Consider the following 18,679-nt stretch of genomic DNA (forward strand, 5'->3'; position numbering starts at 1 on the left):
GGTAGGGTCCTCACGAACGCTCAAGGTCGACGTACGCCTGATTTCAGCGACGAATGCCGAACTCGCCAGCGAGGTAGCCGCTGGCACATTCCGCAAGGATCTTCTGTTTCGTCTGAACACCGTCGAGTTGCACCTGCCGCCACTGCGCGAACGTGGCGAGGATGTGCCGTTGCTGGCGCAGTCGTTTCTGGAGCGGTTCGGGAAACGTTATCAGCGAGACGGATTGAAGTTCGCCCCATCGGCCATCAATGCGTTGAGTGCCTATGCCTGGCCGGGAAACGTGCGGGAGCTCTCCCATGCCATCGAGCGTGCCGTTTTGATGACGTCGAGTGGCACGCTCGACGCGTCGTCGCTGAACCTCAATGCGGAGTCGATTGCCACCGGCAGCGGCGCCATGTCCTCGGCGACGGGTACAGCCTCGCTGACCGTAGAGGAAACCGAAAAACGTCTCGTGCGCCAGGCGCTCGAGAAAACCGGAGGCAATATCCAGCGTGCGGCAGGCTTGCTCGGTTTGAGTCGGCCCGCGCTGTATCGGCGCATGGAGAAGTACGGTATCGAGTAGCATGCAGGCAAAGGCCACGCGGATCCGATGACACTGCCTTTCTGAATGTCCTGACGGCTACGTCATTGGATCAGCGTGGCCTCAAATCGGCGATTGCATTCCTTCGTCAGAACAGGGAAGGAGAAGGTGAGGAACATGTCGCTTGACCCGCATGCAAATCGGGCTGGCCCGAGGCGTCTCAACTACGAGACACGAATTTTTGTCAGCGCTCTCGTGGTGGCGGCTCCCGGGCTGATTGCCCTGGTTGTCGTGCTCTGGAACGGACAGGTCGGCTACAAGATCGCTGCTGCGACAACGGTGCTTGTTTTCGTCCTGACCTTGTTGCTTGCTCTGGAGCATCGGCGGCGTTCGATCTATCCGCTACGGACGATGTCCAACCTGCTCGAGGCGCTTCGTGAAGGTGACTACAGCCTGCGCGGATCCAACTCGCGTCGCGACGATGCCATCGGCGAAGTGATCGTGGAGATCAACACGCTGTCGCAGACACTGCGCGAGCAGCGCCTGGCTGTCGAGGAAAAGAGCGCGTTGCTGGCCAAGGTCATTGCTGCACTCGATATCGCAGTCCTTGCATTCGATGCCGAAGGCTTCCTGAAGCTGGCAAATCCCGCGGCCGAACGACTCCTGGGTCATCCTTTCAAGCAACTGAACGGCCGATCCGCTGACTCGCTGGGAGTCGGTGATTGGCTGCAGCTGACCGAACCGAGTATCAGGGAGCGCAGCTTCCCGGGCGGCGGCGGTCGCTGGGAGGTGCGTCGTGCAGTCTTCCGCGAAGATGGCCGACCCCACGATCTGCTCGTCGTGACCGATCTCAGCCGCACCCTGCGTGAGGAAGAACGCCTGGCCTGGCAACGATTGCTGCGCGTGCTTGGCCACGAACTCAACAATTCGCTGGCGCCGATCCGATCCATGGCAGCGACGCTCGGCAAGCTTCTGGCCAGCGAGCCGTTGGCCGACGACTGGCGAGAGGATGCAGGCAGCGCCCTTGGCGTCATTGGGGATCGGGCCGAAGCATTGGCCCGGTTCATGGCGCGCTACACCTCTCTCGCGCGATTGCCGCCACCCAGACGCCGCAAGTTCGCTTTTGCCGAGCTGACGCGTCGCGTGGTCCAGCTTGAGCAGCGTCTGCCGGTGAGTATCGACGCGGGCCAGGATCTGGAGATTCGTGCCGATCCGGATCAGATCGAGCAGGCCCTGATCAATCTGCTCAAGAACGCGGTGGACGCAACTCTGCCGACCTCCGGTAGCGTTGGCGTGCGCTGGCGCGTGGTCGTCGATCGGCTGATCGTCGAGATCATCGATTCTGGCCGCGGTCTGCCTCCCAGCGAAAACCTGTTCGTGCCATTTTTCACGACAAAGCCCGGCGGATCGGGTATCGGGCTTGTCCTCGCGCGCCAGATCATCGAGGCCCATGGCGGTACCCTGACCCTGGAAAATCGCATCGATGCATCCGGCTGTGTGGCAACTTTGAGTCTGCCCGCCCATGCCGATTGATCAGCGCGTGAGCGTGTGTTTTCCGGCGGGGCGGGGTGTTGCATCGTCATCGACAGACTTGAACCAGCGTCAGCCCTCGCGTATCTGTAGCGCTTCTGTACGGGACTTGTCCATGATGCGATTCATATTCACTATTCCATTCCTGCTGATTCCCCTGCTATCAGCCGCTGCGGAAAAGCGGGCGATTACGCACCAGGATCTCTGGCTGATGCCCCGGGTCGGTGCACCTGCAACGAGCCCGAATGGGCAGTTCGCCGTTTTTCCGCTGATCGAACCATCCTATGTGAAGGAAGAGCAGATCAGTGACCTGTGGCTGGTGCCGACTGATGGTCGCGAAGCGCCACGCAGGATCACCTCGGGCAAGGGCAGTGAGCTGGATCCTGCCTGGAGTTCCGACAGTCGCCTGCTTGCTTTTTCAGCCAGGCGCGGCGACGACAAGGAGCCGGAAATCTACGTGATGGACCTTGCTCGTGGCGGCGAGGCGCAGCGCGCCACGCGTATCTCAACTGGTGCGGCGTCGCCCTTGTTTTCGCCCAATGGAACGCGTTTACTCTATACGAGCAAAGTTCCGGCGAAGAGTCGCGATGACACCGACAGCCAGCGTCTGGCCAAGGTAGAGGAAGGTCGCAAGTACAAGGCACGGGCTTATGCCTCCTATCCGATCCGCAAATGGGATACCTGGCTCGACGACAAGCAACTGCATCTGTTCGTGCAGCGCATCGGCGAACAGGATGGACGAGATCTTCTGGCCGGTACCAGGCTTGCTGCGTTGCCAGGATTTGATCTTGTCGACAAGTCTGCACAATGGGCGCCCGATGGCACATCGGTCGTGTTCGCGGCCAGCCGTAATCGTGACCGCTCCGCGTGGTCATTCACGCACGCTGATCTCTGGCAAGTCTCTGCACAGGGTGGCGAACCCCGACGATTGACGGGCACAGATGCGCTTGATGCGGCGGACTCCTGGAGCGCACCGCGATTCAGCCGTGACGGTGAGTTGATGTTCGCCCTGGTCGAGCCCCGAACAGACCAGGTTTACAACGCGCGCAGGCTGGTCGTGTTTGATTGGCCGTCCGTGCGTGAGCGTGGTCGGATCAGCTTGCCTGATGCGCGTGAGATAGCCGACTACTCGGTCGCGCCGGATGGCCGCAGCGTGTTCATCCTTGGTGGCGATGCCGGGCAGGTCAAGCTCTATCGGGCATCCACGCAGGGCGGCATCGCGGAGTTGTTGAGCGCGCCGGCGAAGGGTGTCTATTCGGACATGAGTATCGGTGGTGCGCGATCGCCTGTCCTGATCGCTGCGTACCAGAGTGCGTCCGAACCACCCGAGATCGTGAGTCTGGACGCGTCGGGACATGGCATGCGCGTGCTCAGCTCGTTTGCACGCTCCCGTGTCGCAAATCTCGATCTTCCGCCGGTCGAGAGCTTCTGGTTCACCAACAGTCGCGGCCAGCGCATCCACAACATGCTGGTGCGTCCGCCGGGCTTTGATCCGCGCAGGAAATATCCGCTGCTGGTGCTGATGCACGGCGGGCCCTATTCGCAATGGCACGACGAGTGGGTATTGCGCTGGAACTACCATCTGCTGTCCGCGCAAGGCTACGTCGTGCTGCTGACCAATTACGTAGGCTCGACCAGCTCAGGCGAGGCGTTTTCGCAGGCGATCCAGGCTGACCCGCTCAAGGGACCGACCGACGATGTCAATCAGGCCGCCGACGAGGCGATCCGGCGCTTTTCCTTCATCGACGCGAATCGCCAGTGTGCTGTGGGAGCGAGCTATGGCGGCCACATGGCCAACTGGCTGCAGGGGACTACAACGCGCTATCGCTGCCTTGTCAGCCATGCCGGCCTGGTCAATCTCGAGTCGCAATGGGGCACCAGCGATATTTCATACAGCCGTGAGGTTGCGATGGGCGGGCCTGTCTGGGACCAGGGTGAAGCCTGGCGCGAACAGAATCCGATCAGGCTGGCGGCCAATTTCAAGACTCCGGTCCTGGTCACCTTTGGCGAGAAGGACTTTCGCGTGCCTCTCAACAACGGGCTCGAATACTGGACTGCGCTGCAGCGCCAGCGCGTCGAGAGCAGGCTCGTGATATTCCCGGATGAGAATCACTGGATTCTGAACGGAGAAAACAGCAAGTACTTTTACCAGGAGGTCTCGGACTGGCTGGCGAAGTATCTTGGCGCCCGCGCAAGTGCGAATTCCGATCCGAAGCGCGATTCGGATCCATGAAAAAGAGGAGCCCCGCGTTGCGGGGCTCCAGGTTGGAGAGTTGCCGCGGTGTTACTTGGCGTTTAGAGCCGAGGCGTCAACCTTGACGACGCCCTTGATGCCCTTCGCTACCGCAACGGCCTTTTCCACAGCCATCTTGCTGGGCTGAACGCCAGTCAGGGTGACGACTCCATTGACCGTATCAACCGAAATCTCGGTGCTCTCGATGCCTTCCGTGGTGGCCAGGTCGGCCTTGACCTTGGTAGTGATCCAGGTATCCGTCACTGGCTGGTCGGAATCCGTCTCGGCAGACTCTCCGTTTCCGCTACGTGCGACGGTGAGCGAAGAGGCATTGACCTTGGTCACGCCCTTGATTCCTTCGGCAACTGCGACCGCCTTCTTCACAGCCATCGAGTTCGGCTGCATGCCAGTCAGGGTGACGACGCCGTTGACGGTGTCAACGGAGATATCCGTGCTGTCGATGCCATCGGTAGTGGCCAGGTCGGCCTTGACCTTGGTCGTGATCCAGGTGTCCGTCACCGGCTGCTCGGAGTCCATCTCGGTGGAGCCCTTCTTCATGTCGTCTGCCATGGCAATGGCGGGTGCGCCGAAGACGAGGGCAATGCCGAGGACAATTCGATTGAACGCGATAGATGAACTTTTCATGGGGTATCTCCTTGGTGGTTTTTCATCCGCACTGCGGATCGATGTGCAACCAGCTCGACAACTGCGAGCTCGGCTGGTTGGCTTGGCGGCAAGTCTCACCAAGTACAAACGTACCCACACTGAACAGCGGAGGTTTGGCGCGCTTCTCGTAGCGGAAGCATTCAGTTTGGCTGCGCGACGCAGCGAGTGCCTTGGATGAAGGCCAAATGAATCCTTCACCAGTCCTTGAATGAACTGGCAAGTGAAACAGGAGCAACAAGTGAAGGTTTGCGCAGGGTCAGTCCGGATCGAATCCCGAGGCGAACAGCAGATCACCCGAGAGGATCACATGGACCGCGTCGATGCGCGCGCTGCCGACACTACCATTGCTGAACTGGACAAGGATCTCGCCATCGATGACATCGATGTCGTAGTGTTTGATCAGCGCAGTATCCAGGCCTGACTCGGCCGCGATATCGAATTCCTGAAGGATGGGAACACCTTGTAGCGCGACAGCGAAACGACGCTGGCCAACGGCCGCGTTGTAGGTCTCCGCGAAATGGAGATCGATTTCATAACGTCCATTCGCGACCGGTATGCGGTAGGAAAAATTGCCCCAGCGCCAACTGTTGTAGAGCGTGTCGTCGGCGGTGTTCGCGATGACGTGGCTCGATACCTGGGTGCTGCCGCCTTCGAACGCGCTGTCTGCGACAAACAGGGTTCCATCGATTGCGGTATGGCTGGGTCCCGCCGAATTGATGGCAATCACGGTGTCGCCAGGATCGGGGATCGAAAGGACACGATTGACGCGCAGGATTGCGTTGAGCGTCGTCGCACCGCCATAGTTGGCGAAGTAGCTGGAGCCGGTTGCCGTGATGACCAGGTCGTTGATTCCCATGTCCAGGTCGATCGAGGGTGTATTCCAGATCGTCGAGCCAGTGGCAGTGCCCTCCGGTCCATTGCGGCGCGCCCACGCCACCGTAGTGACTGGTTCGCCGGCGTTGTCGAACTCACCGGACACGGTGGTCTGCTCCAGATCGGTGATCCAGACAGATTCAGCGCTGGGCTGCGTGATGCGCACGACCGGTGGCGCGCTCAGGCTGGTGCTTCCGCGCCACTGAGCCATCATCCACGGAAACAGGAGTGCGTTTCCATATGAATTCGACCAGATGCCGTGATCTCCCGTTGCATACTCCGTGTAGATGACTCGCGCGTTGACGGCACGCAGAGCATTGACCTGGTTGCGAGACCCGGCCACGCCCACGGTGCTGTCATTTGCGGCATGGAAATACCAGAATGGAATGCCGCTCATGGCAGCGGCCGATCCGCCACCGTAGCCCGACATCGGCACCGCGCTGGCGAATCGATCAGGACGATTCTGGACCAGTGACCAGGTACCGTGGCCGCCCATGGACAGGCCGGTGACGTGCACTCGATCAGCATCAATCGAGAACTCTGCAGCGATCTGATCGAGCATCGCATTGAGGCGTTCCAGTGACAACGTTTGGCCCCAGCAGCTGCTGTTGGTCGGGCATTGGGGTGCCGCCATGAAGGTTGGCTGGATCGCCAGGTTGGCGTCACCGACCAGCTTCATCGCACCATTGGCGTTGTTGTTGAGCTGGGCCGTATTGTTTGTGCCTGCTTCCCCGGCGCCATGCAGGAACACGATCAGCGGGTAATCCTGGGTGGCGACGTATCCGGGTGGCACGAAGATCCGGTAGGGCATGCCCGAATTGTTTGCCCCCGTATTGCGGAACAGGAAATCGTCGGGCACGGCCGCATCGGCAAACCCTGCGATTGCCAGCGACAGCAGGAACATCACGGTCATGCTGAGCCTGGACATCTTGCTTTCCCTGTTCGGCGTAGCGGGCATGGGTCGCGCAGCGCGCAATTCCCGATAGCGGGTGAACCTTACGTGGAAAGTGCGGCTGTTGGCATGATCGTGCGCACAATTTCCACGTATGGATAGGTCAGTGCACGAAGATGTCGTATCGTTGTCGATTCCATCGCAGGAATTCCCGCCATGTCCGTGATTCTCCGCTTTGCCCTCATTCTTGTCGCGGTTTCGACCGCAGGTTCGGTGTTCTCCGCCGATTTGCTGGTCGACAACGTCAACGGCTACACACTGGATAGCAACGGAAAGCTGCAGCATTTCGAAGCGCTGCTGGTCGACAAGGGCAAGGTCACCGCCACCGGCTCACGTGCGGCGATGAAAGAGCGCGCAGACGGCGCGAGCGTCGTCGATGGCAAGGGGCGCACGCTGTTGCCAGGTCTCTACGACGCGCATGGTCATGTCATGGGTCTGGGTGCGATGTCCATGCAGGCCGACCTGGTCGGCACGCAATCGCTTGATGCAGCACTGGCTGAGGTCAAACGCTTCGCCGAAGCGCATCCGGATAGTGCCTGGGTCACGGGACGCGGATGGAATCAGGTGGTCTGGAAGCTGGATCGGTTTCCGACCGCAAAGGAACTCGATGGCGCGGTTGCCGACAGGCCGGTACTGCTCGGGCGTATCGATGGCCACGCCGCCTGGGCGAATACGGCGGCGATCAAGCTGGCCGGTGTGGACAAGAACACGAAGGACCCAACCGGAGGTCGCATCGAACGGGATGCTGATGGCAATCCGAGTGGTGTATTCGTCGATGCCGCGATCGGTCTGGTTGCAAGCAAGATTCCGCCATTGACGGCAGCGCAGCGCAGTGCGTCACTCGATTCGGCGCTCCAGCAGATGGCCAGTCTTGGCTTGACCAGCGTGGCCGATGCCCGCATCGATGTGCCGACCTTCGAGCTGTACAAGCGCTTTGCCGACAAGGGAAAGCTTACTACGCGCATATACGCGATGATCGGTGGCACCGGTGAAGATTTTGACGTGATCAGCAAGGACGGTCCGCTGATCGGCTACGGCAAGGACTTCCTTACCGTACGCAGCGTGAAGCTGTATGCCGATGGTGCTCTGGGCAGTCGCGGTGCGGCCATGATTGCAGGCTACTCGGATGATCCGAAGAACCACGGGCTGCTATTCCATAGTCAACAGGATTTGACCGCAATGTTTGGCAAGGTGCTTGGCAAGAACTATCAGGTTGCTGTGCACGCCATCGGCGACAAGGCCAATCGGGAAGTGCTCGACAGCCTTGCCTCAGCGTATGCAACTCATGGCGGCAAGGCACTTCGCAATCGTGTCGAGCACGCTCAGGTCGTATCACTGGAAGACATTCCACGCTTCGTCACGCTGAACCTGGTCGCTTCCATGCAACCCACCCACGCAACCTCCGACATGAACATGGCCGAGGACCGCGTGGGCGCCGAACGCATCAAGGGCGCGTATGCCTGGCAGCGCTTTCTCGAGCAGGGCACGCGCGTTGCCGCCGGATCGGACTTTCCGGTCGAATCGGCCAATCCATTCTTCGGCTTGCATGCCGCGGTCACGCGACAGGATCACGAAAACAGGCCCGACGGTGGCTGGTACCCGGAGCAGGCGCTGTCACTCACCGAGGCTTTCAGAGCATTCACGCTTGACGCGGCCTACGCCGGCCATCAGGAAAAAACCGTCGGTACGCTGGAGTCTGGTCGCTGGGCCGATTTCATCCTCGTCGACCAGGATATCTTTGCCATCGATCCGAAGCTGATCTGGAAGACGCGTGTGCTGGGAACCTGGGTGGCTGGCAAAAACGTGTTCACCAATGAGCTGCCGAACAAGCCCGGCCAGCCCCAGTCGTGAGCGATCGCGACCTGTCACGAGAATATCGACACACAGCGGCGAGAGGAGTCCGTCTCATGAATCCTGAAGTGATCCTGTCATTCTGGTTCGACGAAACCGATCACAAGAAGTGGTGGGTCAAGGATCCGGATTTCGATTCGCTGATTCGAGACCGCTTCGGAGACTTGCTGACCCAGGCCTCCCGCGGAGAGTTGTACTCCTGGCGATCCGGGTCTCGTGGTCGACTTGCAGAAATCATCGTGCTCGATCAGTTCTCGCGAAATATCCATCGTGGTACCGCCGGCGCATTTTCCAGTGACGTGATCGCATTGGTGCTGGCGCAGGAAGCCATAGCGGCGGGGTCGCTGAATGAGTTGTCGCCCATCGAATGCAATTTCCTGCTGATGCCGTTCATGCACAGCGAGTCGCCAGTCATCCATGCGAGGGCGGAACAGCTCTATGGGCCGCATGCTCCCGGCAACAATCTCGAGTTCGAACTCAAGCACAAGGCGATCGTCGACCGCTTCGGGCGCTACCCGCACCGGAACGCGATTCTAGGACGAGTCTCGACTGACGAGGAAATCGAATTCCTGAAAGGCCCGGGATCGAGCTTCTGAGTGCTTCACTCTGGCGCGGCATGGCCGATTCTGATCACTGCGCTGCTATGGTGAGCGCACTGAACGAATGGAGAAAATGATCATGAAACTGGGTGCATTTTCAATCAGCCTGGCAGTGAAGGATCTTGAAGCATCCAGGGCCTTCTATGAAAAATTCGGATTCAAGGTCGTTGGTGGAGTGGCCGAACAAAACTGGTTGATTCTGCGCAACGGCGATCACACGATCGGACTCTTCCAGGGCATGTTCGACAAGAACATCCTGACCTTCAATCCTGGCTGGGACAGCCATGGGGCGGCAGTCGGAGAGTTTACTGATATTCGCGAACTCCAGCGCCAGCTGAAAGCCAGTGGCGTGCCTCTGGTATCCGAGGCTGACGAAGGCACGAACGGTCCGGCCAGTTTTACCGCGCTCGATCCGGACGGCAATCCTATCCTTGTAGACCAGCACGTATAGGTAGCGTCCGGCATGACCGGTGTCCCTCGCGCGTTCGCGGACTCGCGTCAGTCGCGCCGCTTGAGTCGCACGTATAGCTGCTTGCGCACGCGAGCTATGAGGTCACCACTGGCTGTCCTTACGTCGGTTTCGAACCAGCGCAGGACTTTCTCTCCGCCGGCAGCCGCAGCGCGCAGTTCATCGAGCACGCTCTCCTTGACCACGAACTCGGCGAAGACATCATCGCGACCAGCTGCCACGAATTCGATTTCGCCGGCCTTGTCCCAGACGATGTAGTCGCGACCAAGGCAGTTCATCACCATGATCATCCAGAACGGATCGGTCATTGCGAACAGGCTGCCGCCAAAGTGCGTGCCGACGTAGTTGCCGTTGTACCAGTGCTTGCGCAGGCGCACACGCGCCCGACGCCAGTCGTCCGACCACTCGAGCACGCGAATGCCGCTGAACAACATGGGTGGCCACAGGTTCATGAAACGGCGCAAATTGCGTGCAGAGGTCACGATTCGGGTATCCGGACTGGGTGATGCTTGTTTGTGCCGCTGACGGACAGAGGATCAGAACAGCAGCGAAGACATGCGTCGCCGGTAGTCGCCCACCAGATCGGCATCGTCGATGACAAGGAAGGCCGCGATCAGGCGTTTGCGAGCCTGGCCTTCGTTCCAGTTGCGATCCGCCTTGAGTACGGCAAGAAACTGTTCGAGGCCCGCTTCGGACTGGCCGTCAACCAACAGGCGCACGCCGAGCATATCGCGGGCGGCGTGGTCATCCGGGTTGGCGGCTATACGCGCCTGTAGTTCGGCAACGGGCGGGGCATCCTTGAGCACGCTGGCGAACTCAAGTTGGCCGCGCACGCGCTTGGCCCGGTCATCGCCTTCCAGTTCGATCGGCAAGGTCTCAAGTTCGGCCAGGGCCGAATCCGCGTCTCCAATTTGCATCCAGGCTACGGCCAGATCGAGCTTGAGCTCGGACTTTTCCGGTGCCGCGACGATTTCCTGCTGCAGTCGGGCGATGGTCTGTTCTGGTGTTTCCGCCGGTTTGGCGGCGGCTGCAGCGGCGTCATCCGCAAGGGGTTCCGGTGCTGGCAAATGCTTGCCAAGAAACTCGCGGATCTCGGTTTCGGGCAGGGCACCGGCAAAGCCGTCTACCGGCTGGCCCTCGCGAACCAGGATGACGGTCGGGACGCTGCGGATACCGAACATGGCTGCAACCTGGGGCTCGGCATCGACGTCTATCCTGGCCAGCTTGAGCTCGCCCTGGTATTCGTCGGTCAGGCGTGCGAGCAGTTCGTCGAGGGAAATGCTGACGTCGCTGCGCGGCGTCCAGAAATTGACGAGGACAGGCTTCGTCATCGATGCCTGGAGGATCTCGACCTCAAAATTGACGGTGGTGATGTCGACACCCTGGCTGGCGATGGCGTTTTCGGATTCGGGCACGTTGACTTCCATGAGTTAGAAGGTGGATCGGCCTGCAAGAATATCAAGGCGGTGGAATTCCGTCGGTATTGACGGCAAATGTGCGATGAATGTAATGTATAGCATACATATTGTATTGCCGGAGTTACATCATGCATGGTCTGCGTCCACAGCTGTTCTGGCTGATTGCACCGCTTTTTCTGGCGCTCTGGCTCGTCCTGGTCACGCCTGCCCACTGGCTTGGCGTGGAAACAGGCGCACTCGGTACCGGCCTTCTTCTCGTGACCACCTGGGTGGGATTGTGGTGGTCGACACGCCTTCCCGTGGATCCCGAGTCGGCCATTTCGCCTGGCGAAGTCCGGGCATGGGTCGCCCTGGTCTTCACGAGCGTGATCGCGGCATTCATGGTTGCCAACGCCGGTGTGATCCTGGGTGCGGAGCGAGTGGCCGATCTGCGCGGTGTCGGTCGCACCCTGGCCATGCTGGTCATCGGCTGGCTGATCTTTTCCTCAATCCTGCGCCAGCGCTTGCGTGGCGCCGTGCAGGAAGATGAACGTGATCGGGACGTAGAGCGTCGTTCGCAAAGTTGGGCGCATTCGACAACCTGCATTCTGGTCATCGGGCTGGCTGTGACCCTGGGCCTGACCCCTGCTGGTCGGCTGGACTGGGCCCGGCCGATGGTGATCGCGCATTTGCTGATCCTGATGCTGGTGCTTTCAAGCCTGGTCGCGTGCGTGGTCTCGATCCGGCTATATCGGCGAGACAGGCTGTGAGTGGTACGCCGGTAGGCAATCATATTCGCCGCCTTCGCTTCGATTCGGGCGAAATGACTCAAAGCGCGTTGGCCGATCTTGTCGGCATCACCCGACAAACCGTGATCGCACTCGAGGCGGGCAAGTATGCCCCTTCGCTGGAACTCGCGTTTCGCATCGCCAATGCGTTTGATCGACCGATTGGCGAGGTGTTTTACTGGGAAGAGTTGGGGGGATGACACTTCCCAAAAGCCTTGCCGCACAAGCCGGCAACGGGGCAGTAGCGCGTGGAGGGAAAATGAGGCAAGGACCCTGATTTGCTTGCTCTTGCAGGGCGGGTCTGAGAGGGCGTTTGCATTTTCTGCCGACCTCCGTGCGCGTTGTGTTGGTGAAAGCTTTGGGTTAGTGCCGCAATACTGGCGCGGAGAGCACGCAACGAGAAGTCACTCGCGTGCCGCGGGCGTGTGAAAGCTCCAGTCTACAAACTCAATGCACGCGCCACGCCGGGCATAATCACACTGATTGCCTGCCCGTGACCAGAACGCCATGAGCATGCTGGTCATACAAGGCAGTCGCTTGCCAAAGACAAAAGGGAGCTGGACCTGCAGGCTGGCAGGATTTGTAAACACCCTCCGAGACCCGCCCCTACGCTGGATTCGATGACATCGCCACATGTCAGATAACTTGATATTGTCGAAGTCGCGTGCAGCTATCGACCTGACCTGTTACCCGACATACGCCTGCCTCGAGGAACCACCATGAAACGCGCTATTGCACTTTCAATGGCGACACTGCTTGCCTGCGCACTTCCTGTTTCGGCAGCCGACGACATGAAGGCTTTCCCGCCGGCCGAGGAGGGCATGGTCCGACACGTGCTGCAATTGCCCGAGAAAAATGATGAGTCCCTTTTTCAGGTTGAACTGATTGCCGGACAGACGGTGAAGCTCGACAAGGAGAATCGCTACTTTTTCGGCGGCGAGTTCGAGGAGGAAACCATCGGTGGTTGGGGCTACCCGCGCTATCTGATTTCCGAACTGGGCCCGATGGCGGGTACGCGCATGGCGATTGATCCGGCCGCGCCGAAAATCGACCGCTTCGTCACCCTGGGCGGAGAACCCTACCTGATCCGCTACAACAGCCGCTTGCCGATCGTGGTCTATGCGCCAAAAGGTGTCGACCTGCGCTACAGGGTATGGCGTGCTGGCGCGAAGATGTTTCCGATCAACGAAGGCTGATCAGCGCTGCCTCACCAGCTCGCGTTCAACTCGAGCTGGACCCGGTGGGTGAAATCGGGAAGCCCGTCTCTTTGCTCGCGTGTTCCGAACAGGCGCAGGTTCCAGGTGCGATCGATGCCGTAGCCGACCCAGGCGAGCTGGCCATGCATATAGCTGTGGAACCACCAGTCATCGGAGTTGTAGGCAGCCAGCACGGCATCGCGCTGGATGCGCTGCCAGACCAGGCCGAATTCGAGTCCACCGGGAACGTGTCGGTCCCCGGTACTCAGGGCAATCCGCCAGCCATCCTGGGAGTCATCGGCTCCGAGGTTGCGCACGAATTCCAGGCTGAGATCGATCGGCCAGTTGCCCAGCTCGGCATGCCCCGTGACCTGCAAGTCGAGCAGGTTGAAGCTACTCACATATTGGCCGGCGACGACTCGGTTGGTGCGGCCCATGCCCTGCTCGGCCAGCTCGTCGAGCTGGGAGAAATCCAGCCACGAAAGCACCACGCTGGCCCGCTGCGGCGCGCCGGCGCGCCAATCCCAGGCGACTTGTGCCGCACCGATCAGTGATTCGTCGCCGTACAGGTGCTGGCCTTCGAAATAGCCGGCAACCAGAGTCAGGCGATCGAGTTCGCCAAGTGTGAATGCGCGCTCATAGGCGATGCCCGCCGGACGAATATCGGGATCCCAAAGCATTGCCGACAAGTCGATTGGCAAGGCGGATTTGCCAAACTGCAGCATGGCGTTATCGCCGTCGCGCCAGCGAATCAGCAATTCGTCGACACCATAGTCGTCGCTGCGCTGATTGTCGTTGTTGCGGCGGTTGTCATCGTTGGAGTCGGTGCCCTGGCCGATCCGCCCCATGGCGACCAGTTCCCAATCGGGCGCAAACATCCAGTTCAGGCCGAAACGAAAACGACCGCGCGTGCGGTTGAGGTCGGCCCGATCCGCCGGCAATCCGGAGACATGGTCCTGGTCGAGCCAGAGATCGCCGGCAAAGGTCACGCTGGAGTTGTCGTCTTCGGGAAGGCTGGCCAGCAGCGGGTCTGCTTCGGATTCATCCTGTGCAGTGGCTGGAGCGCTCGCGTGGGCCAGCACCAGTGCGGTGGCCAGCAGCAATCTTGTCGCAAAGCGTCGGGAGTCTGTGTTGATCCCGGAAAATCCATGCGCTCGTCGTGGCAGGAACGGCGGGCTCAACTGCGCAACCCCGAAAGGGCCTGGCCCAGATCGACAGCACTGGCGAATCGTTCTTCTCGGGCACTGCGCACGCAGCGCAGGATGATCGCTTCGAGATCCGCTGGAATGTCGGCCCAGAGTTCGGAAGGCCGCCGTGGTGTATCACTGATCTGGGCCTGGTAGATGTCCATGGTGTTTGCGCCGGCGTAGGGCATGCCGCCACAGAACATCTCGCTCATCAGCACCCCGCAGGCATAGATGTCGGCGCGCTCGTCAATGTCGCCACCTGAGAGTTGTTCGGGCGAACAGTAGTCCGGCGTGCCGACGAACGTACCGGCCTGGGTGTGCCCTGGGGTACTGCGGCGCAGCGGACGGGCAATGCCGAAATCCATCAGCTTTGCGTTGCCGTTGGCTTCAAGGATCAGGTTCTCCGGTTTGATGTCACGGTGCAGGACACCGACCTCGTGTGCCGCGGCGAGCCCCGCAGCGAGCTGCCGGGCGATGCGCAGGGCCGCGGAGTAGGGCACGCGCTTGGTCTCGCTGAGCAGATAGCGCAATGTCAGGCCGCGCACATATTCCATCGAAATGCATGGCCGGCCGTCGACGTCGCCGAAATCAAAGGTGCGCAACACGTTCGGATGGGTGATGCGGCGAGCCAGCTTGATTTCGCTCTTGAGCCTGTCCACCTGTTCGGTGTCAAGCAGCAGGCCTGGGCGCAACATCTTCAGCGCGACAATATCGTCGAGCTCCAGGTCGTGGGCCTTGTAGACGATGCCCATGCCGCCTTCGCCCAGCTGCGTGATGATCCGGTAGCGTCCGCCGAGTACCGAACCGGCCGCAATGGATCCCGATGCAGGAACCTTCCGTGCCGACGTTGCGGAGGTCGTCGTGGCTGTCTGTTGAACGACGGTCGATTTGATCGGCGTGCCCGGGGCCGGCAATGAAGCAGCCGAAAGCGCATAGAATTTCTTGCCGCTGAAACCCCCGGTCACGACGCTGAGTGCGCCATCGGCAAGCGTGGGCTTGAGAATTTCGCCCGAAGCGCGCGTGAAAAGCAGTTGCCCTGGCGCCGCGTCACACAGCAGGCGATCACCATGCGCAACCGGCGTGCCGAGCGTGATGGATTGATCGGGACGGCCGGTCATGCCGATGGCGCGCACGATCGCACCATCGGTCAGGGCGCCAGCAGGTGCGGCCAGCCCCGATTGCGAGCAGTCACGCAGGATCGTCGCCCAGGCCTTGACCGCGGTTTGCAGCCGGTTCGCGCCAGCGCAGGCAAGGCGCCAGCGCGCGCCGTCCATTGCGCGTACCTCGATATCGAGTCCGGAGGCTATTGCATCAAGCAGGTCATGCACGCCGGCATGTGCTTGGGCACGCTGGACCGGATCAGCCTGCGCGTCGACCGAAGCGAGCAGATGCCGGAATTCGACCTCGAGCAAGGCAAGGTTCTCACGCTGTGGCGGCATGCGTGGCGTCGAGGCAACCGGCGCAACGGCAGGTTCTGCGCCGGGCTCGGGCAGGAATCGCGCCATCTGGCCGACATAGCCTTCGATGTCCTTTTTCTCGCGCAGATCCGAAAGCAGAGAATCGAAAGCAGTAGCCAGACGACCCAGCGCATCACTGCCCTCGCTGCCGATGCGAGTCTGGTAGTCGCCTGCCGCTGCCGCTTCGGCGGCTGCGGCCATGGTGCCGATCGGGCGCAGGATGCGCCTGGCCAGGAAAACAGAAAGCAGGATGGCAATGCCTAGCGATATCAGTCCGGCCAGCACGACGCGGTTGAGGATGGCCCGGTAGCTCGCCGTAATCTGCTCGGTCGAGCTCATGATGGCGACGCTGCCCAGGCGGCCCACGCCCGGAGCCGCAGCAGGCACGAGCCGGGCGCTCCATTCCTGGCCGGAGAAGCGCATCGGAATGTGGTCGATCATCGTTCCATTCTGGATGGCAGGCAGGAACTCGCTGTGCCGTTGTTCGACGAGGCGCGACAGCTCTTGCGCAGCAGCCGGATCAAGCGAGCTGGCAATGAGCAGGGCGTCATCTTCGGCAGGCAACCAGAAAGCGATTTCAGCGCTGCTGACCTTGGCCACGGACTGTGACAACTGGTCACTGACAGTCAGCGCAACGACGAGGAAGCCCACCAGGTCCTGGTCACGAGCCAACGGCATGATCGCGGCCTGGAAGAGCTGGTCACCCTGACGCCAGTAGCCGCTGATCGGCGTTCCATCTCTCAATGCTGGCTCCACCAGCGGATCGGTCGCCATCGAGGCAGCGAATGATTCGAGCTCGTCGGTGCGTGCCAGCAGATTGGCATCGGCATCGAGCAGGATGGCCAGGTCGATACCAAAATCCTGCTGGCGTTCGATCAGGAGGTCACGCATGGATCCGGTATCGGGTGCGTCGTCCGCGCCACCCAGTCCGGGCAATCCACCGTAGCCTGATGCATCGGCGATGTACTTGATGAAATTGGCATCGGCAGCCAGCAGGCGGACCGCCAACTGCAACTGGTCGAGACGGCGTTGCTCGAACTCGCGTTGCACGGCGGTGCTCGTATCCAGCGCCTTGTCGACGGCATGCTGGGCTATCTGCCGGCCCTGGACATAGGTGACGAAAACGGCGGACCCCACGGCGAATGCAATCAGCAGGACCATGCCGAGAAAAAGCCTCAGGACCAGTGGCATCGTGATACGACCCGACTGACGATGACGATCAATACCCTGCATTCTTGTTCCCGTATGGCTTGCCGAACTTGTTCTTGTGCGGGGAAATCCTGCGCAAGTTGAGATCGAGCGTGATCTCGTAGGCGGCGGCCTCGCCGGGCGTTGTCTTCACGTGCCAGGGCTTGGAGCGGTCGTGCCAGACGACCAGGTCGCCCGCCTGCTCGGGAAGACCTTCAAGCTTGAAATGGCCGTTCTTGTCGGGTCGCGTGAAATACGGCGTATCAAGTACCAGCAGGTGGCCGATCATGGCGTGATGGACGTTGCAATAGACACGGACGTAGCCGGGCTTGGAGAAAGTGACGGTCTTGCCCTCGCCCTCGGTGTACAGGCCGACATCGAAGGTGTTGCCCCGGGACGACGAAAATGCGTTGTGCAGGATCGTGTCCTCGTTCGGGAAACGCACGGTGTTGCCTACCAGGATAGGCAGGATGTGCGGCTCGAACTGCTTGTCCTTCGTGCTCATCGTGTACTCGACAACCGGGAACCCGGTCGTGGGGACTTCTGCAGGCCGGAAATAGACGACCGCATCGGTCGCTTCCTCGGCGCGCAGTGGCTTGCCATCGACTACCAGCTTGATCTGCCCCTCGAGTTCGGCCGCGAACGCGAACACCGGCAGCGCCAGAATCACAAGTACCAATCGGCGCATGCATCTCCCCGCAAAGAGCCCCTGCCGGATCATACTGCAGGTGCGGATGGGGCGGGTTGCGTGTCTGTGGTCCGATGACCCACGTTCTGGTTGAGGCAATGCCCGCCAAGCCGCCATTCCAGCCTGAGCCGGGATGACGAGCAGGGTCTTGTTCAGGGTTGCCTCAACGGCGTTTGCTGGTCGATCCGGACTTTTTCGCGGGCGCGGGTTTCTTCCTGGCGGAAACAGGTTTTTTCGCGGCAACGGGCTTTGCCGAAGCACTCTTCTTCCTTGCAGTTGCCCTGGTTGCCCTGGACGGAGACTTCCTTGCCGCCTTGGGCTTGGCTGCCGGCTTCTTCTTCGCCTTGGATTTTGTTGCGCTTGCGGGTTTCTCCTTGCTGGCCACCGAGGCATGTGGACCCCGGAACATGGCCATCATTCCCGCGATGTCGAATTTGCCTGGCAGGAATCCTGAACCGCCCAGCGCATCAACGGACTGCTGTTGCCACGCCTCGAATGCCTCGCGCAGGCCTTCGGCGAAGGCGGCCTGATTGGACACGGCCGCTTGCGCGGTGCCTTGGACGGGACCTGATCCTTCGCGTATGGATCTCCAGAAGTCATCGCTTGGTATCGCCGAAAGCGAGGTCCAGTCATTCGATGTAAGCATGCGTTCGGTTTCGGCCAGGGTCCGCTCGATGGCGGCCGAGGTACTCGAAGCGCCAAGCTGGTTCCAGCGCTTTCGGTTTTCCTGCAACAAGGTGCCCAGTCGCAGTACCAGCTCGAGATTGGCCTTGTACAGGGCCAACGGTGTCTTGGTGTCGATAGCCATGATGAACTCCCTCGGTAGTCGTGGGGAACACGTCCAGAGCATGGCACAGGTCGCTGGCGATGACACACGCAGTTGGCCGGTTGCCGGCTTCGGGCCTTTGCCGTTTTCGCCGCATCTTGAAGCCGAACGGGCCGCTGGACGCGGGTGAACATTGTCCGGCGACGATCGGGGCCGGCAGGCGTGATTCATGCACCGTGCTGCCAACCCTTCTGGACGGCACCTGGTGGCGGTGAGCCCCGTGCCGGCAATGGGCAGCGCGACATCGGATACGTGGCGC

The 18,679-nt window shown here is 60.7% G+C and carries 17 protein-coding genes; 9 read left to right on the top strand and 8 right to left on the bottom strand.

Going from position 1 to position 18,679, the window contains the following annotated elements; genetic code table 11:
• From WBP53_RS15880 to WBP53_RS15890, 3 genes are all read left to right on the top strand, one after another.
• Positions 1 to 562, top strand: a 562-nt coding sequence (locus WBP53_RS15880) for a helix-turn-helix domain-containing protein (protein ID WP_423930667.1), incomplete at its 5' end; no start/stop codon positions are given.
• Positions 563 to 697: 135 nt separating this feature from the next.
• Positions 698 to 2,053 (top strand): sensor histidine kinase, encoded by a 1,356-nt coding sequence (locus tag WBP53_RS15885; protein ID WP_423930669.1) that lies wholly within the window; start codon positions 698 to 700, stop codon positions 2,051 to 2,053.
• 112 nt (positions 2,054 to 2,165) lie between these two features.
• Positions 2,166 to 4,283: a S9 family peptidase gene (locus tag WBP53_RS15890; protein ID WP_423930671.1), complete on the top strand. Its 2,118-nt coding sequence runs from the start codon at positions 2,166 to 2,168 to the stop codon at positions 4,281 to 4,283.
• A gap of 51 nt (positions 4,284 to 4,334) precedes the next feature.
• Here WBP53_RS15890 and WBP53_RS15895 read toward each other — a convergent pair whose 3' ends face one another.
• Both WBP53_RS15895 and WBP53_RS15900 read right to left on the bottom strand, forming a co-directional pair.
• Positions 4,335 to 4,928, bottom strand: a complete 594-nt coding sequence (locus tag WBP53_RS15895) for a BON domain-containing protein (protein WP_423930673.1) — start codon at positions 4,926 to 4,928, stop codon at positions 4,335 to 4,337.
• Positions 4,929 to 5,205: 277 nt separating this feature from the next.
• Positions 5,206 to 6,750, bottom strand: coding sequence for a malectin domain-containing carbohydrate-binding protein (locus tag WBP53_RS15900; protein WP_423930675.1), 1,545 nt, complete (start codon positions 6,748 to 6,750; stop codon positions 5,206 to 5,208).
• Between the two features lie 180 nt (positions 6,751 to 6,930).
• Here WBP53_RS15900 and WBP53_RS15905 point away from each other — a divergent pair, with 180 nt between their 5' ends.
• The 3 genes from WBP53_RS15905 (at position 6,931) to WBP53_RS15915 (ending at position 9,675) form a co-directional block, all read left to right on the top strand.
• Entirely contained in the window at positions 6,931 to 8,625 is a 1,695-nt protein-coding gene (locus WBP53_RS15905; protein ID WP_423930677.1) for an amidohydrolase, read from the top strand.
• 56 nt (positions 8,626 to 8,681) lie between these two features.
• Positions 8,682 to 9,221 carry a DUF924 family protein gene (locus WBP53_RS15910; RefSeq protein WP_423930679.1) on the top strand — a complete coding sequence of 180 codons (540 nt, stop codon included), beginning with the start codon at positions 8,682 to 8,684 and terminating at the stop codon, positions 9,219 to 9,221.
• Positions 9,222 to 9,303: 82 nt separating this feature from the next.
• A complete protein-coding gene (locus WBP53_RS15915; RefSeq protein WP_423930681.1) occupies positions 9,304 to 9,675 on the top strand; it encodes a VOC family protein in 372 nt (123 codons plus the stop codon).
• Between the two features lie 47 nt (positions 9,676 to 9,722).
• Here WBP53_RS15915 and WBP53_RS15920 read toward each other — a convergent pair whose 3' ends face one another.
• Both WBP53_RS15920 and WBP53_RS15925 read right to left on the bottom strand, forming a co-directional pair.
• Positions 9,723 to 10,145 (bottom strand): DUF4442 domain-containing protein, encoded by a 423-nt coding sequence (locus tag WBP53_RS15920; protein WP_423930714.1) that lies wholly within the window; start codon positions 10,143 to 10,145, stop codon positions 9,723 to 9,725.
• 84 nt (positions 10,146 to 10,229) lie between these two features.
• Positions 10,230 to 11,108 carry a co-chaperone YbbN gene (locus tag WBP53_RS15925; protein ID WP_423930683.1) on the bottom strand — a complete coding sequence of 293 codons (879 nt, stop codon included), beginning with the start codon at positions 11,106 to 11,108 and terminating at the stop codon, positions 10,230 to 10,232.
• Positions 11,109 to 11,239: 131 nt separating this feature from the next.
• Here WBP53_RS15925 and WBP53_RS15930 point away from each other — a divergent pair, with 131 nt between their 5' ends.
• The 3 genes from WBP53_RS15930 to WBP53_RS15940 all read left to right on the top strand — a co-directional run bounded on the left by WBP53_RS15930 (position 11,240) and on the right by WBP53_RS15940 (position 13,074).
• Entirely contained in the window at positions 11,240 to 11,860 is a 621-nt protein-coding gene (locus WBP53_RS15930; protein ID WP_423930684.1) for a hypothetical protein, read from the top strand.
• A gap of 53 nt (positions 11,861 to 11,913) precedes the next feature.
• The gene (locus tag WBP53_RS15935; RefSeq protein WP_423930686.1) at positions 11,914 to 12,078 is read left to right on the top strand and encodes a helix-turn-helix transcriptional regulator; all 165 of its coding nucleotides are present in this window, start codon (positions 11,914 to 11,916) and stop codon (positions 12,076 to 12,078) included.
• 519 nt (positions 12,079 to 12,597) lie between these two features.
• Positions 12,598 to 13,074, top strand: coding sequence for an ecotin (locus WBP53_RS15940; RefSeq protein WP_423930688.1), 477 nt, complete (start codon positions 12,598 to 12,600; stop codon positions 13,072 to 13,074).
• 11 nt (positions 13,075 to 13,085) lie between these two features.
• Here the strand turns inward: WBP53_RS15940 and WBP53_RS15945 are convergent, their stop codons facing one another.
• The 4 genes from WBP53_RS15945 to WBP53_RS15960 all read right to left on the bottom strand — a co-directional run bounded on the left by WBP53_RS15945 (position 13,086) and on the right by WBP53_RS15960 (position 18,402).
• Positions 13,086 to 14,255 carry a hypothetical protein gene (locus WBP53_RS15945; RefSeq protein WP_423930690.1) on the bottom strand — a complete coding sequence of 390 codons (1,170 nt, stop codon included), beginning with the start codon at positions 14,253 to 14,255 and terminating at the stop codon, positions 13,086 to 13,088.
• The gene (locus tag WBP53_RS15950; RefSeq protein WP_423930692.1) at positions 14,252 to 16,951 is read right to left on the bottom strand and encodes a protein kinase domain-containing protein; all 2,700 of its coding nucleotides are present in this window, start codon (positions 16,949 to 16,951) and stop codon (positions 14,252 to 14,254) included. The genes WBP53_RS15945 and WBP53_RS15950 overlap by 4 nt, the downstream gene beginning before the upstream one ends.
• Positions 16,938 to 17,594: a cupredoxin domain-containing protein gene (locus tag WBP53_RS15955; protein ID WP_423930694.1), complete on the bottom strand. Its 657-nt coding sequence runs from the start codon at positions 17,592 to 17,594 to the stop codon at positions 16,938 to 16,940. The genes WBP53_RS15950 and WBP53_RS15955 overlap by 14 nt, the downstream gene beginning before the upstream one ends.
• A 163-nt stretch (positions 17,595 to 17,757) precedes the next feature.
• Positions 17,758 to 18,402 carry a hypothetical protein gene (locus WBP53_RS15960; RefSeq protein WP_423930696.1) on the bottom strand — a complete coding sequence of 215 codons (645 nt, stop codon included), beginning with the start codon at positions 18,400 to 18,402 and terminating at the stop codon, positions 17,758 to 17,760.
• Positions 18,403 to 18,679: the final 277 nt, after the last annotated feature.

The sequence above is a fragment of the Dokdonella sp. genome, assembly GCF_049593775.1.
In the GTDB taxonomy this organism is placed as follows: domain Bacteria; phylum Pseudomonadota; class Gammaproteobacteria; order Xanthomonadales; family Rhodanobacteraceae; genus Dokdonella.

What these genes read in the sequence shown, in the direction of transcription:
- WBP53_RS15885 (WP_423930669.1), top strand. Translation starts at nt 698, where the DNA reads ATGTCGCTTGACCCGCATGCAAATCGGGCTGGCCCGAGGCGTCTCAAC.
- WBP53_RS15890 (WP_423930671.1), top strand. Translation starts at nt 2,166, where the DNA reads ATGATGCGATTCATATTCACTATTCCATTCCTGCTGATTCCCCTGCTA.
- WBP53_RS15895 (WP_423930673.1), bottom strand. Translation starts at nt 4,928, where the DNA reads ATGAAAAGTTCATCTATCGCGTTCAATCGAATTGTCCTCGGCATTGCC.
- WBP53_RS15900 (WP_423930675.1), bottom strand. Translation starts at nt 6,750, where the DNA reads ATGTCCAGGCTCAGCATGACCGTGATGTTCCTGCTGTCGCTGGCAATC.
- WBP53_RS15905 (WP_423930677.1), top strand. Translation starts at nt 6,931, where the DNA reads ATGTCCGTGATTCTCCGCTTTGCCCTCATTCTTGTCGCGGTTTCGACC.
- WBP53_RS15910 (WP_423930679.1), top strand. Translation starts at nt 8,682, where the DNA reads ATGAATCCTGAAGTGATCCTGTCATTCTGGTTCGACGAAACCGATCAC.
- WBP53_RS15915 (WP_423930681.1), top strand. Translation starts at nt 9,304, where the DNA reads ATGAAACTGGGTGCATTTTCAATCAGCCTGGCAGTGAAGGATCTTGAA.
- WBP53_RS15920 (WP_423930714.1), bottom strand. Translation starts at nt 10,145, where the DNA reads ATGAACCTGTGGCCACCCATGTTGTTCAGCGGCATTCGCGTGCTCGAG.
- WBP53_RS15930 (WP_423930684.1), top strand. Translation starts at nt 11,240, where the DNA reads ATGCATGGTCTGCGTCCACAGCTGTTCTGGCTGATTGCACCGCTTTTT.
- WBP53_RS15935 (WP_423930686.1), top strand. Translation starts at nt 11,914, where the DNA reads ATGACTCAAAGCGCGTTGGCCGATCTTGTCGGCATCACCCGACAAACC.
- WBP53_RS15940 (WP_423930688.1), top strand. Translation starts at nt 12,598, where the DNA reads ATGAAACGCGCTATTGCACTTTCAATGGCGACACTGCTTGCCTGCGCA.
- WBP53_RS15950 (WP_423930692.1), bottom strand. Translation starts at nt 16,951, where the DNA reads ATGCAGGGTATTGATCGTCATCGTCAGTCGGGTCGTATCACGATGCCA.
- WBP53_RS15955 (WP_423930694.1), bottom strand. Translation starts at nt 17,594, where the DNA reads ATGCGCCGATTGGTACTTGTGATTCTGGCGCTGCCGGTGTTCGCGTTC.
- WBP53_RS15960 (WP_423930696.1), bottom strand. Translation starts at nt 18,402, where the DNA reads ATGGCTATCGACACCAAGACACCGTTGGCCCTGTACAAGGCCAATCTC.